The following is a 13,111-nucleotide window of genomic DNA, read 5'->3' as shown; positions in this document are numbered from 1 at the left end:
CGCCGTCTCGTCGTATTATTTCCTCAGGATCGCATCATGAGCGGACCATCCGACTACCAGCCGAGCAATCCGGCCCTGCAATGGATCGAGCGGCGCCTGCCGATCTTCGGCCTCATGCACTCCTCGTTCGTCGCCTATCCCACCCCGCGTAACCTGAACTATTGGTGGACCTTCGGCGCCATCCTCTCCTTCATGCTGGGGATGCAGATCCTGACCGGCGTGATCCTGGCGATGCATTACACGCCGAATGCCGATCTTGCCTTCAAGTCGGTCGAGCTGATCGTCCGCGACGTGAACTACGGCTGGCTGCTGCGCAACATGCATGCGGTGGGCGCTTCGATGTTCTTCGTCGCCGTCTACGTCCACATGTTCCGCGGCCTCTATTACGGGTCGTACAAGGAGCCGCGCGAGGTGTTGTGGATCCTCGGCGTCATCATCTACCTCCTGATGATGGCCACGGGCTTCATGGGCTACGTGCTGCCTTGGGGCCAGATGAGCTTCTGGGGCGCCACCGTCATCACCAACCTGTTCTCCGCCATTCCCTATGTCGGCGAGAGCATCGTGACGCTGTTGTGGGGCGGCTATGCGGTCGGCAACCCGACGCTGAACCGCTTCTTCTCGCTGCACTATCTGCTGCCGTTCGTGATCGCGGGCGTTGTCGTGCTGCACGTCTGGGCGCTGCACGTCGCCGGCCAGAACAATCCTGATGGCGTCGAGCCGAAGACGGAAAAGGACACGGTGCCGTTCACGCCGCATGCCACCATCAAGGACATGTTCGGCGTCGCCTGCTTCCTGCTGCTTTACGCCTGGTTCATCTTCTACATGCCGAACTATCTCGGCGATGCCGACAACTACATTCCGGCGAACCCGGGCGTGACGCCGCCGCACATCGTGCCGGAATGGTATTACCTGCCGTTCTACGCGATCCTGCGCTCGATTCCGGACAAGCTCGCTGGCGTCGTCGCGATGTTCGGGGCGATCATCATCCTGTGCTTCCTGCCCTGGCTGGACGCTGCGAAGACGAAGTCGTCGAAGTATCGCCCGCTGGCCAAGCAGTTCTTCTGGATCTTCGTCGTTGTCTGCATCCTGCTCGGCTATCTCGGCGCGCAGCCGCCGGAGGGCATCTACGTCATTGCCGGCCGGATCCTGACGTTCTGCTACTTCGCCTACTTCCTGATCGTGCTGCCGCTGCTCTCGCGGATCGAGAAGCCGCGGCCGGTGCCGAACTCGATCTCGGATGCGGTGCTGGCCAAGACCGGCAGCCGATCGACACCGATGGTGTCGACCGCGATCGTGCTGGCGCTCGCCGGTTCGTTGTTCGCGGGCTCGATCGACAGCGCGAAAGCGTCCGAAGGCGGCGACAAGCCTCCGGGCAACAAATGGTCCTTCGCTGGGCCTTTCGGTACGTTCGATCGCGGCGCCCTGCAGCGCGGCCTGAAGGTCTACAAGGAGGTCTGCGCCAGCTGCCACGGCCTGTCTTACGTCGCCTTCCGCAATCTCGCCGAGCCCGGCGGGCCCGGCTATTCGGTGGCGCAGGCGTCGGCGTTTGCAGCCGAGTACAAGGTCAAGGACGGTCCGAACGATGCGGGTGACATGTTCGAGCGTGCGGGCCGGCCGGCAGACTATTTCCCCTCGCCATTCCCGAACGAGCAGGCTGCGCGTGCGGCGAACGGTGGTGCGGCGCCGCCCGACCTGTCCCTGATCACCAAGGCGCGCTCTTACAAGCGCGGCTTCCCCTGGTTCATTTTCGACGTCTTCACCCAGTACCAGGAACAGGGGCCTGACTATGTCACCGCGGTGCTCCAGGGATATGAGGACAAGGCGCCTGAGGGCGTGACCATCCCGGAGGGGTCCTACTACAACAAGTACTTCCCGGGCCACGCCATCAAGATGCCGAAGCCGCTCAGCGACGGCCAGGTGACCTATGACGACGGATCGCCGACGACGGTCGCTCAGTACGCCAAGGACGTCACCACCTTCCTGATGTGGACCGCCGAGCCGCACATGGAGGCGCGCAAGCGCCTCGGCTTCCAGGTCTTCGTGTTCCTGATCCTGTTCGCGGGCCTGATGTACTTCACCAAGAAGAAGGTCTGGGCCAGCTCGCACTGAGGCCGCGCCTGACGAGACAAGACATGAGAAAGCCCCCTGCAAGGGGGCTTTTTTGTGGGGCCGTCATTCCCGGTTCGCGCTATCGCGCGCGCCGGAATGACGGGAGTGTGATTGCGCCGCGCGTATCCAGCGGCCAGAATACCGTCAACCGCTCCCTCAGAAACTTACCGGAGGACACCATGGGAACCGCCATCACCTTCAAGCGGCCGGACGGCAAGGACGCCTCGGGCTATCTCGCCAATGCCGCGCGCGGCAACGCGCCAGGCGTGGTCGTGATCCAGGAGTGGTGGGGATTGTCGGATCAGATCAAGGGCCTGTGCGACCGCTTCGCGCTGGCCGGCTTCGATGCGCTGGCGCCCGATCTCTACAAGGGCAAGGTGGTACCGTATCACGACACCGACAGCGCCAACAAGGAGATGAACTCGCTCGACTTCATGGACGCCACCACGCAGACGGTGCGCGGCGCTGCGCAATATCTGTCGCGCAACGGCGCCAAGGTCGGCCTGACCGGCTTCTGCCTCGGCGGGGCCGTGACCATCATCGGCGCGACCAGGATTCCGGAGCTCGCGGCCGGCGTCGTGTTCTACGGCATCCCGCCGGAGCAGGCCGCCAAGCCCGCCGACGTCAAGATTCCGCTCCAGGCCCATTTCGCCAACAAGGACGATTGGTGCACGCCGGAGCTGGTCAACGGCTTCGAAAAGGCGATGAAGGCCGCCGGCAAGTCGCTCGAGCTGTTCCGCTATGACGCCGAGCATGCCTTCGTCAACGAGCAGCGCCAGGCCGTGCACGACCGCGAAGCCGCCGAGCTCGCCTGGGGCAGGGCGACGGAGTTCTTCCGCAAGCATCTGGGGTGAGACGTATGGCGACGTCGTCTCTCACGCGCCGCGTGCGCGGCCTGATCGTTGGGGGCGTGGCCGCCATTGCCGGCATCGTTGCGTTGACGACGGCCCAGGCTGCGGCAGAGCAGGCCTTCGTCACGCTGAACGGCAACCTCAAGGCAGAGGCCTGGTGGGTCATCGCGGAATTCCACCCGTTCACGACCGAGGTTCGCGGCATCCCTGCAAACCAGATCCGCAAAAGCTGGTGCAAGGCGACCGAATTCCGCAAGGACCTGATTCCCAAGGAGCTGCTGGTCGAGAACGGCGCTGATGTGATGAAGGACGCCGGCATGTCCTTTGCCGTCGAGGGGCGCTTCGACGGCGCCGCCACGAGGCAGATCGCCGTGGTCGGCGTGTTTCAGGAGTGTGCCGGCCCAAAGGGAAGGTTCATGCTGGTCCTCGATCAGCCGGACGGCGAGAAGCCTAAGGTGCGCTTTGTCGACGCTGTACGTACCAACCGCCAGTTCGCGGCTCTTTCGAAGGATAAGCGCGGCAAGCTCGTCCTTTGGGGATGCATGGAGTGCGACGGCTATTCCGTGCTCAAATGGGATCGGAAGAAGAGCAGGTTCGGCTGGGAGCCTGACCCTCTCGAGCAATAGTCCGAAGCCGATCCTCGCAGATGGGGCGGCCCTTGACGCCGTCCCCGCGCCATGGTGAGTATCGCCCCATGAGCACCGTTGTCCGCCCAGCCCGTCTTTGGTGGCGCACCTCCTGACGAGGTGGCCGGTGCGATTTTTCTTTCCCAAATCGTCTGAGGTCGCCTGCACAGCGCGGCGGCCTTCTCGTTTGTCCTGTGTGGCGTTCCCTCGGCAAGTTTCGTAAGAGGACGACATGAACAGGACCGTCTTTGCCCTCCCGGCCAGAAGCGACTATGCGACCCGCGCAGGTCTTGCGATCACGCGCGTGGCAGAGCAGTTTACCGGCGGCGCCAGCCGGCTCGACGACCTGATCAACCTGCTCGACCGCCGCCGCGGCGTGGTGCTGTCCTCGGGTACGACCGTTCCCGGCCGCTACGAGAGCTTCGACCTCGGCTTCTCCGATCCGCCGCTCAAGCTCGAGACAACGGGCTTCAATTTCAAGCTCGAAGCGCTCAACCCGCGAGGAGAGGTGCTGATCGCCTTCCTCGGCGACGTCCTGCGCGAGCCCTGCGTGGTGATCTCCGAGAAGACGCCCGCGCGCCTCGCAGGCCACATCATCCGCGGCGATGCGCCGGTCGAGGAGGATCAGCGCACGCGGCGCGCCAGCGTGATGTCGCTGGTGCGCGACCTCGTCGCCGCCTTCTCCGCCAATGATGACGGGCTGCTCGGCCTGTTCGGCGCCTTCGCCTACGACCTCGTCTTCCAGATCGAGGATCTCGTGCAGAAGCGCCCGCGCGAGCAGGACCAGCGCGACATCGTGCTCTACGTTCCCGATCGCCTGCTGGCCTATGACCGCGCCACCGGCCGCGGCGTCGTGCTCTCCTACGATTTCGCGTGGAAGGGCAAGTCCACTGAGGGCCTGCCGCGCGAGACCACGGAGAGCCCGTACCTGAAGACGCCGCGCCAGGGCTTTGCCGACCATGCGCCCGGCGAATATCAGGCCACGGTCGAGACCGCGCGCGCGGCGTTCGCGCGCGGTGATCTGTTCGAGGCGGTGCCGGGACAATTGTTTGCCGAGCCCTGCGACCGATCGCCGGCCGAAGTCTTCCAGCGCCTCTGCGTCATCAACCCGTCGCCCTATGGCGCGCTGATGAATCTGGGGGAGGGCGAGTTTCTCGTCTCCGCCTCGCCGGAAATGTTCGTGCGCTCGGACGGGCGCCGCGTCGAGACCTGCCCGATCTCGGGCACGATCGCGCGCGGCACGGATTCGATCGGCGATGCCGAGCAGATCCGTAAACTCCTGAACTCGGAGAAGGACGAGTTCGAGCTCAACATGTGCACCGACGTCGACCGTAACGACAAGGCGCGCGTCTGCGTCCCCGGCACCATCAAGGTGCTGGCGCGTCGCCAGATCGAGACCTACTCGAAGCTGTTTCACACCGTCGATCATGTCGAGGGCATGCTGCGCCCTGGCTTCGATGCGCTCGATGCTTTCCTCACCCATGCGTGGGCCGTCACCGTCACAGGCGCGCCGAAGCTGTGGGCGATGCAGTTCGTCGAGGATCACGAGCGCTCGCCGCGGCGCTGGTATGCCGGTGCGATCGGCGCGGTGAATTTCGACGGCAGCATCAACACCGGCCTCACCATCCGCACCATCCGCATGAAGGATGGCCTCGCCGAAGTGCGCGTCGGCGCCACCTGCCTGTTCGATTCCGATCCCGCCGCCGAAGACCGCGAATGCCAGGTCAAGGCCGCCGCGCTGTTTCAGGCGCTGCGCGGCGATCCGCCGAAGCCGCTCTCGACTTTCGCGCCCGATGCCACCGGCTCGGGCAAGCGGGTGCTGCTAATCGACCACGACGACAGCTTCGTGCACATGCTCGCCGATTATTTCCGCCAGGTCGGCGCCGACGTCACCGTGGTCCGCCACGTGCACGCGCTCGACATGCTCAAGCAGAAGACCTGGGATTTGCTGGTGCTGTCGCCGGGCCCCGGCAGGCCGGAAGATTTCGCGATCAACAAGACGATCGATGCGGCGCTGGAGAAGAAGCTGCCGGTGTTCGGCGTCTGCCTCGGCGTGCAGGCCATCGGCGAATATTTCGGCGGCGAGCTCGGCCAGCTCACCCATCCGGCGCACGGCCGGCCCTCACGGGTGCAGGTGCGCGGCGGGCGCCTGATGCGCAATCTGCCGAACGAGATCGTCATCGGCCGCTATCACTCGCTCTATGTCGAACGCGACAGCATGCCGGAGGTGCTGTCCGTCACCGCCAGCACCGAGGACGGTGTCGCCATGGCGCTGGAGCACAAGACCCTGCCGGTCGCCGGCGTGCAATTCCATCCGGAATCGCTGATGTCGCTCGGCAATGAGGTGGGCCTGAAGATTGTTGAGAATGCGTTCCGGCTAGATGCCGGGGCGAATTGAGTGCATGTTTCATGCTCGTCATTCCGGGGCGATGCGCAGCATCGAACCCGGAATGTCGAGATTCCGGATTCGGCTCTTCGAGCCGCTCCGGAATGACAGCTAACATGGGATACAAATGACTTTTGACCACGACATCAAGGCCAGCGTCCGCACCATCCCGGACTATCCGAAGCCCGGGATCATGTTCCGCGACATCACGACCCTGCTCGCGGATGCGCGCGCCTTCCGCCGCGCGGTCGATGAGCTCGTCAATCCCTGGGCCGGCAACAAGATCGACAAGGTCGCCGGCATGGAGGCGAGGGGCTTCATCATCGGCGGCGCGGTGGCGCACCAGCTCTCGGCCGGCTTCGTGCCGATCCGCAAGAAGGGCAAGCTGCCGCACACCACCGTGCGCATCGCCTATTCGCTCGAATACGGCATCGACGAGATGGAGATGCATGTCGACGCGATCCAGCCCGGCGAGCGCGTCATCCTGGTCGACGACCTCATCGCCACCGGCGGCACCGCGGAGGGCGCGGTGAAGCTGCTACGCCAGATCGGCGCCAACGTCGTTGCCGCCTGCTTCATCATCGACCTGCCCGAGCTCGGCGGCGCCGCCAAGCTGCGCGCCATGGACGTGCCGGTGCGCACGCTGATGACGTTCGAGGGACATTGACCCTCGTCGTCCCGGCCGCCGCCGGGGCGACGGTCAAGACCTCTGCAGCATCACGCTGATCTCGAACATCGCAGCACGTCGTGTGATTCCGTCGGCTCCCGCCGACGGAGCTTGGTTGGAGCGAGATATCATGATGAAAGATCATCCCCTCCTGATCGCACTTGCAAACTGGCCGGGTCGTGTTTCGACACAGCTTGCCTTCGAGACGCGCGGCTTTGTGGTCCACAAGGCATGGCAGAATCGAATGATTGAATTCTGCGGCGAGAACCAGGCGGACTTGCTCAATCGATACTGGGATGAGGTCGCGTTGGAGACAATGCGGTGCGCGGGAAAGGTACTTTCCGAGATACGTTACTTCGGCATTGAACAAGGATACAGTTCTGCATTCCTGGATGAGCTCTTCGCTGCCATGGATTTCAAAGAGCCTCCATTTAAAGCGGCTCCCCTCATAAAATGCTTATACGAGCACATGAAGAAAACCTGGTTCGATCGGGAGTTCGCAAACGGCGAAGCAGCCTTCATCAGGACACAGAAGAGGCAGGAGGGCGAGCGTTTAGGCATCCGGACGGAGGGTTGGACGGGAAAGAAGCGGGACGTCCTTTCCTTCATTGAAGCGTTTAGCCCGGCGCACGGATTCAAGCGCCGCCGCAATCGCTGGTACAAGAATTTAGATTGCGGCCTCGTCTTCGAGATCGGCACTGACCTCGGAGGGAGTGCTTATTGCACCCAGATGCCATTGATGTTTCGAATCTTCCACGCGGACGATCCCACATTTGCGTTCGAGCTGGGAGGGAATGAGCCGTTCGATCAGCTTGTCTACGGAAGTCGATTATACGGAGGGGGAGGGGATGCCATCGCGTTTGTGTTGGGAATCCGGGCCAATATTGAGCTGTTTGATGTCATCGCCGAGTCCTTGGACGCTTCTTACCAAGCTTAGAATCTGAACGCGTCATTGCTTCGCTACCATCGTCGAATCATCCCAAGCCGGGATCAGGTTCCGCGACATCACGACCCCGCTCGTTGCGCCAGATCGGCGCCAACTTGGTCGCCGCCTGCTTCATCATCGACCTGCCCGAGCTCGGCGGCGCCGCCAAGCTGCGCGCCATGGACGTGCCGGTCCGCACGCTGATGACGTTCGAGGGCCACTGAGCCGCTTGCCGCGGTCAGATCAGCTCGGCCTTCAGCTCGGCCCGCCAATGCAGCAGGCGCTCCTTCAGGAGCGCGTTCCTGACATAGGCGCTCTCCTCGTCCTCCAAACGCTCGCATTCGGCAAACGCCAGGCCGGCCTCGCCATGCGTGGTCCAGGCGGCCTGGAGGCTGCGGCAGGTGTGGCTGCCCTGGCGCAGCGAGAACCAGATGCGGTTCTGAATCGTCTCCAGGTTCGGCGCCTGGCCGACCCAGGCCTGCCCCGACGCTGCGCAGCGCACGACGTAGACGCCCGCAATGGTCTTGCGCTCCTTGTAGGCGGTGATCGCTGCTTTCCGGTCGATGCTCACGGACGGGCCTTTTAACTGAGGACGTTGCTGCGCAATCCAGTAGCGGCACGTCTGGCTTCTGTCAATATTACCCGGGTAAAATATTCAGGACCGTTGCAGGATCAGATTGAGCTCGAGCTCGCGGAAGGCGAGGTAATTCCGCCGGGTCCACTGATGCAGCTCGGTGGAGGAGTCCTTCTCCTGGCGCAGATAGCGGGTGAAGGAGAAGTTCAGCCGGTCGATATAGGTCTTCAGGAAGCCGGGCAGTGCGGGCAGGCGGAGCAGCCGGCCGCCTTCCATCGCGGCCGGCAGCTCGCCGCGCACCACATATTCGTTGTCGACCGTGATCAGGTTCATGCGCGGGATCTGCGCGCGCAGCATCTCGTGGGCGCGCGCCGAGACGCGGTCGGTGTCGGCGACGAACAGGATCTGGGGCGCGACGTGGCGGCGTGCCGCTTCCTTCAACAGGCCGATCTCGTCGGTCATCTTGAAGAACTCATCGAAGGCGTGGAAGCCGAGGTCGATCACCTTGGCAAGCCCGTCGTCGACGATGACACGGTCCATCAGCTGCATCTTGCCGTAGGTGTCGATCACGTCGGCGGTCTCGGTGACGCCGGGCAGGTAGTCGAGCAGCGACGGCTCCTTCAGATTGACGTCGAAGGCCGCGACGTTGCCGTTCTTGAGCAGCAGGAATTCGCTCAAAAGCCGCGCCAGCAGGGTCTTGCCGACCTGCGGGCGGGGCGAGCAGATGATGTAGACGGGCGTTGCGGACATCGACAGCTATATCAGTCGAACTTGACGACCAATCCAGCCGTATCAGCCCGGCTTGCGCAACTATTTTTCGCTGTTGCGGGTCACCGGCTTCGAACCGACGATGTCGGTCAGGCGGATGCGGTCGAACTCGCTCCAGACGTTGGCCAGCCAGTGCCGGACATAGCCGCGCAACACGAAGGAATAGTTCGCGGCCTCGTCGTTGATGCCCTTGTTGGCGACGAACTTCAGGAACGGAACGGAGGACACCTCGACCTGCTCATAGGCCATTTCGTCGAGCTTGGGGATGGTCAGCTCGGTGGCGTCCTTGATGCGGTGGAAGTAGGAATTATAGGTCGCCTGGTCCCACTGGAAGAACTGGGTGTCGTTGATGAAGTTCTTCACCAGGAAATATTTTGCACCGGTCATGAAGCCGGCGGTCTCGGCGATCTCGTCCAGCGAGGCGATCGAGGGTCCAAGGATGTGGAATACCGCGAAGGTGATCTGCCCGGCCTTGGCGGCGTCGAGGAAACCGATGTCGCGCAGCGAGGCAAGCGCCGGCGAGAGCAGGCCGGCGCGGACGTCGATCACGGTCACCGACGGGCTGGTCGCATTGAGCGTATCGAAGATCTTCATCTGATCCGACGTCGTCGTCATGTCGACGATCTCGGTGATGTCGGGGTGGAAGCGCTTCAGGGTTCCGCGGGGCGATTCCGTGTCGAAGGCGCGCGTCGGCACGTTGTTGGCTGAGAAATAATCGAGCAAGGTGCGCGACACCGTGGTCTTGCCGACCCCGCCCTTGTCCGCGCCTACCACAACCACTGCCGGCTTCGCCATTGCTGTCCCCTAACGCGCCCCCCGATCGCGAGGTCGCAATCGGCCGGGCCCCAAATCGATGTCCCGAGGAATGTCCCAAGGATGTCCCAAGTCTGCTGTTGGGCGCGAACATGGCAGAAACAAGGGAGAATTCAATTCCTCGGCATGTCGATACGGCAATTCCTGAAGTTTTTCCCAATCGCGGCGAAACTGCCGCGCATGGCGGCACACCGCATGCTCAATGACGGCCCCAAGGACCCATAGGATTGCCCATGGGATTACCGACCGGCGTGCCCATGGGGTTGCTGTTCGCGGTTCCGGAGGGGCCGGGTGCGGGCACGGGCGGCGGAGCGACAGGGCCGCCGGCATCGTTCCAGGGGCCGTGACTTGGCGGCGGCGGGGTGTCCTGCTGGTCGGCCGGCGCCTCGGGCTCGTCCGTTGCCTCGGCCGGCGGTAGCGGGCCCGGATCATGGCCGCCGGCAAACTTGACCAGTGCGTCGACCCTGGACTGCACCGAGGGGTGGGTTGCGAACAGATCGGCGAAGCCCTCGCGGGGATTGTCGACGCAGAGCTCCATGACGGCCGAGGTCGCGCCGGGCAGCTCGCCGCGATTCTCGATCTTGCGCAGCGCCGAGATCATCGCATCGGGATCTTTCGTCAGCTCGACGGAGCCTGCGTCGGCGAGATATTCGCGCGACCGCGACAGCGCGAGCTTGACCACCTGAGACAGCAGCCAGGCCACCACGATCAGCACGATCGCGATGATGATCACGATCACCGCGCCGCCGCCGGAGCTCTTGCTGTCGCTCGATGACGAGGACGAGCGCGAGGACGATGAGGAGCCCGACGAGCCGCCGGAGCTCCAGTTGAAATTCGTGAACAGGCGGAAGAACATCTCGCCGAAGAAGCCGACCACGCCGGCGATGATGACGGCGACCACCATCAGCTGGACGTCGCCGTTCCTGATATGTGTCAGCTCGTGGCCCAGCACCGCCTCGATCTCCTTGTCGTCAAGCGCATCGAGGAGACCCGTGGTGACGGTGATGGAATATTGCCTGGGATTGAGGCCGGTCGCGAACGCGTTCAGCGCCGGGCTCTCCATGATCTTCAGCTTCGGCATGGTGATGCCGCGCGAGATGCAGAGGTTTTCGAGCAGGTTGTAGAGCCGCGGCTCCTCCCGCCGGGTGACGTCGTGGCCGCCGGTCACCGCGTCGATCATCGACTGATGGAAGAAATAGGCGATCACGATCCAGACCGCCGCCACGACCGTCGCGAAGGGCGCGGCCTTGAGCAGATCGGAGAAGGCGTGCCTCAGATAGTACGCGACGGTCTCATTGCCGTTGATGAAGACTTCGGCGACCAGAGCGCCGGCATAGACCAGCACGTAAACCAGCGCGAACAGGCCGCCGAGCAGCAGCATCGAACGAAACTTGTTCGAGGCGATATGCGTGTAGAGACCATACGCGGCCATGGCTGCTTCCGTTAGCTTCTGTCATTCCGGGGCACGCCAACGGCGTGAACCCGGAATCCAGAGCTTAGTATCGCGGTCGAGGTTGCGGGTTCGCGTCTTCGACGCGCCCCGGAACGACGAAGGTGGGGGCACGCAGCAATCAGAACTTTACCTGCGGCGTCGCCTCAACCTCGGTGCGGCTCGCGCCGAGATCGAAGAAGTCCTTCTTGGTGAAGCCGAACATGCCGGCGAACAGCGCAGCCGGCAGCTGCTGGATGCCGGTGTTGTATTCCTGGACCGCGCTGTTGAAGAAGCGGCGGCTCGCCGCGATCTTGTTCTCGAGGTCGGAGAGCTCGGATGCGAGCTGCTGGAAATTGGCATTGGCCTTGAGGTCCGGGTAGGCTTCGGACAGCGCGATCAGCCGGCCGAGCGCGCCGGACAGCTGGTTCTCGGCTGCGGACACCTGCGCGGGACCTTGCGCCGACATTGCCGAATTGCGCGCCTTGATGACGTCGTCGAGCGTGCCGCGCTCATGCGAGGCATAGCCCTTCACCGTTTCGACGAGGTTCGGGATCAGATCGTGGCGCTGCTTGAGCTGCACGTCGATATCGGCAAAGGCCTGGCCGACGCGCTGGCTCAGCGCCACGAGGCGGTTATACGCGCTGAAGGCGAACAGCGCGAGGACGACGATGACGCCGAGAACGATCCAGCCGGTCGACATGGAGAACTCCTGAAGGGGAAAGAAGGCGGGCGCTAGAATAGACCAGATTGGTGCAGGATGAGAGCCCGACGCGGAGGGGGGTTAGACTTGGTCGAACGGGGAGCCGGCCAAGTTCAAGGCAAGGCGAGGAACGAGGTTAACTTTCGTCCATGACGGTGTCGCCCCAGCGCCAGCGCCGGGCAGCTGCATAGGCCGCCTTGTCGCGCCGAGGTACCGTCGCGAGCTCAACGCCGTCGTCTGTGCAGAGCTTTGCCGTGATCTCGGCCTTGCCGACGTCCGGCGGCGCCAGCACGCGCGCGGCGCGGCTTGCGGGCGCTGTGCGGGTCAGGGCGACGTAGATGAAGCGTTCGTCCTCGAACGGGACCTCGGCGCCCTTGATCTGGCGGTGCGCCTGCGAGCGCGGCAGGCGCTGGCTGAAATGGCACCAATCGGGCGGGGTGAGCGGGCAGGGCTTTTCGTGTGGGCAGGGTGCGGCGACGTAGGCGCCGGCCGCGATCAATTGCTGGCGCAGCGCGAGGATGCGCGCGTAGCCGGCCGGCGTGCCGGGCTCGATCACGACCAGCGCGTGGCGCGCCTTGGCCCACATGGCCTCGGTGAGTGCGCGCTGCTCGCTCTCACCGAGTTCGCCGATGACGTAGCTGGCGATGGCGAGATCGGCTTGCGAGACCTCTGCAAGGTTTCCGCCTGCATCGCCGGGCAAATAGCGGCACTCCGCCAATCGCGAGCTGCCGCGCGCCAGCTCGAGCGCGAGCCGGCTCAGCGTGGCATTGGCGTCGAGCAGCGTGAAATCCTGCAGCGACGGAAACGCCTCCGCGGCCGCCCAGCTCGCGGTGCCCGGGCCCGCGCCGACGTCGAGCAGCGTCTTCGGGGCGAAGTCGGGCGCGATCTCGGTGAGCGCATTCAGGCTCGCAGCCACCGCCGCATAGGTCGCCGGCATGCGCGCCAGCGCGTAGGCGAGGGCATCGGCTTCCGACTTGATCGTGCTGGAGGTACCGCCGGCACGATAGGCGGTCGAGATTTTTTGCGAGCGCTGGGCCGCGTCGGTGCGGGAGAAGCCCTGCAGCTTGCCGTCGAGGGCAGCTTTGAGTTCGGCGGGAAGAGTGGGGGTTATCATCATCCGCAGTCATGCCCCGCGCAGGCGGGGCATCCAGTATTCCGAGACAGCGCCGTTAGGCCGAGACGGCGCGGCGTACTGGATCATCCGCTCCAGTGCGCAATTTGCGCACAAGGCGGATGATGACGTCAATGGGTGTGGAACGA

At 64.0% G+C, this 13,111-nt stretch carries 12 protein-coding genes and 1 pseudogene; 7 read left to right on the top strand and 6 right to left on the bottom strand.

Going from position 1 to position 13,111, the window contains the following annotated elements:
* Positions 1–36 precede the first annotated feature (36 nt).
* From fbcH to WI560_RS25090, 7 genes and pseudogenes are all read left to right on the top strand, one after another.
* Complete coding sequence (fbcH, locus tag WI560_RS25120) at positions 37–2,109, top strand: cytochrome b/c1 (RefSeq protein ID WP_375305338.1); 2,073 nt, start codon at positions 37–39, stop codon at positions 2,107–2,109.
* A 179-nt stretch (positions 2,110–2,288) separates the two neighbouring features.
* The gene (locus tag WI560_RS25115) at positions 2,289–2,963 is read left to right on the top strand and encodes a dienelactone hydrolase family protein (protein ID WP_257176144.1); all 675 of its coding nucleotides are present in this window, start codon (positions 2,289–2,291) and stop codon (positions 2,961–2,963) included.
* A gap of 56 nt (positions 2,964–3,019) precedes the next feature.
* A complete protein-coding gene (locus WI560_RS25110; protein WP_375305337.1) occupies positions 3,020–3,586 on the top strand; it encodes a hypothetical protein in 567 nt (188 codons plus the stop codon).
* Positions 3,587–3,818: 232 nt separating this feature from the next.
* Entirely contained in the window at positions 3,819–5,984 is a 2,166-nt protein-coding gene (locus WI560_RS25105) for an anthranilate synthase component I (RefSeq protein WP_375305336.1), read from the top strand.
* Positions 5,985–6,099: 115 nt separating this feature from the next.
* Positions 6,100–6,639 carry an adenine phosphoribosyltransferase gene (locus tag WI560_RS25100; protein ID WP_018323310.1) on the top strand — a complete coding sequence of 180 codons (540 nt, stop codon included), beginning with the start codon at positions 6,100–6,102 and terminating at the stop codon, positions 6,637–6,639.
* Between the two features lie 130 nt (positions 6,640–6,769).
* Positions 6,770–7,576, top strand: coding sequence for a hypothetical protein (locus WI560_RS25095; protein ID WP_375305335.1), 807 nt, complete (start codon positions 6,770–6,772; stop codon positions 7,574–7,576).
* Between the two features lie 80 nt (positions 7,577–7,656).
* A pseudogene (locus WI560_RS25090) lies at positions 7,657–7,788 on the top strand (adenine phosphoribosyltransferase); the annotation flags it as partial.
* Between the two features lie 14 nt (positions 7,789–7,802).
* Here WI560_RS25090 and WI560_RS25085 read toward each other — a convergent pair.
* The 6 genes from WI560_RS25085 to WI560_RS25060 all read right to left on the bottom strand — a co-directional run bounded on the left by WI560_RS25085 (position 7,803) and on the right by WI560_RS25060 (position 12,968).
* Complete coding sequence (locus WI560_RS25085; protein WP_375305334.1) at positions 7,803–8,135, bottom strand: GIY-YIG nuclease family protein; 333 nt, start codon at positions 8,133–8,135, stop codon at positions 7,803–7,805.
* Between the two features lie 84 nt (positions 8,136–8,219).
* Complete coding sequence (locus WI560_RS25080) at positions 8,220–8,888, bottom strand: hypothetical protein (protein ID WP_375305333.1); 669 nt, start codon at positions 8,886–8,888, stop codon at positions 8,220–8,222.
* Positions 8,889–8,948: 60 nt separating this feature from the next.
* Positions 8,949–9,701 carry a hypothetical protein gene (locus WI560_RS25075; RefSeq protein ID WP_375305332.1) on the bottom strand — a complete coding sequence of 251 codons (753 nt, stop codon included), beginning with the start codon at positions 9,699–9,701 and terminating at the stop codon, positions 8,949–8,951.
* 217 nt (positions 9,702–9,918) lie between these two features.
* Positions 9,919–11,151, bottom strand: a complete 1,233-nt coding sequence (locus WI560_RS25070; RefSeq protein WP_375305331.1) for a M48 family metallopeptidase — start codon at positions 11,149–11,151, stop codon at positions 9,919–9,921.
* Positions 11,152–11,290: 139 nt separating this feature from the next.
* Entirely contained in the window at positions 11,291–11,851 is a 561-nt protein-coding gene (locus WI560_RS25065; RefSeq protein WP_375305330.1) for a LemA family protein, read from the bottom strand.
* A 136-nt stretch (positions 11,852–11,987) separates the two neighbouring features.
* A complete protein-coding gene (locus tag WI560_RS25060) occupies positions 11,988–12,968 on the bottom strand; it encodes a small ribosomal subunit Rsm22 family protein (RefSeq protein WP_375305329.1) in 981 nt (326 codons plus the stop codon).
* Positions 12,969–13,111: the final 143 nt, after the last annotated feature.

Source organism: Bradyrhizobium sp. A11, assembly GCF_042077125.1.
Lineage (GTDB): Bacteria > Pseudomonadota > Alphaproteobacteria > Rhizobiales > Xanthobacteraceae > Bradyrhizobium > Bradyrhizobium japonicum_B.
The sequence above is the reverse complement of the archived record's forward strand: the minus strand, read 5'-3'. Positions and strand labels throughout refer to the sequence as shown.